General features: G+C 45.4%; 2 protein-coding genes. One reads left to right on the forward strand and one right to left on the reverse strand.

The genetic code is table 11. From position 1 onward, the window contains the following. Nucleotides 1-215 (forward strand): IS3 family transposase (locus IEW48_RS16805; protein ID WP_188624724.1); only part of this gene is annotated, 215 nt, incomplete at its 5' end. Nucleotides 216-360: 145 nt separating this feature from the next. Here the strand turns inward: IEW48_RS16805 and IEW48_RS16810 are convergent. After that, nucleotides 361-740: transposase (locus IEW48_RS16810; RefSeq protein WP_188624725.1), on the reverse strand; the 380-nt coding region annotated here is incomplete at its 5' end.

Consider the following 740-nt stretch of genomic DNA (forward strand, 5'->3'; position numbering starts at 1 on the left):
GCTATGACAACGCCTGTATTGAATCCTTTCATAGCATCATCAAAAAAGAGTTGATTTACTTAGAAAAGTTTAAGACTCGTGAAGAAGCCATCAAGCGGATCTATGAGTATATAGAATTTTTCTACAACCGAAAGAGAATTCATTCTTCGATAGGGTATCACACTCCCACTGAATACGAACGCATGTACTATGAATCTAGTAAAAAAGTGGCCTAAACTCTCTACTTTTTGTGTCTACTCTATCCCGAAAATTTAAGTCCATGAAAAAAGCACAAAAAATCCAGGGGGTGTTAACACCAGCAGATTGGTATTTGCTGGAATAAGTCATGTTTATGCACCTGATGGTTACTGTTTCGGTTAACTACGCTGTTTGATTTGACGGCTCTACCATGACCTTAAACCCTAGTGTTTCCAACTTCCGAATCGCTTGTCTGGCGACTTGATGGCGCTTGCGTTCTTCGTAGTAATGTGGACCAAGTTCGATGTAAGTCTGCTTCTTTTTGAGGAGATGGTAGACAATAGTCAGGATGCTATGAGCGACCGCAACCGCTGCACGATTGGCCCCCCGGCGTGCAGCAATACGGTGGTACTGGCTGGATAGATAGGTGTGTTTGGACCTAGCAGCGGCACGGGCGGCTTCCACCAGGGTGCTACGAAGCTTCTGGTTTCCCTTGCGGGTTTTCCCTGACTTTCGTTTTCCGGCACTTTCGTTATTCCCTGGGGCGACTCCTGCCCATGAAC

Source organism: Caldalkalibacillus thermarum, assembly GCF_014644735.1.
Taxonomy (GTDB): Bacteria; Bacillota; Bacilli; order Caldalkalibacillales; family Caldalkalibacillaceae; genus Caldalkalibacillus; species Caldalkalibacillus thermarum.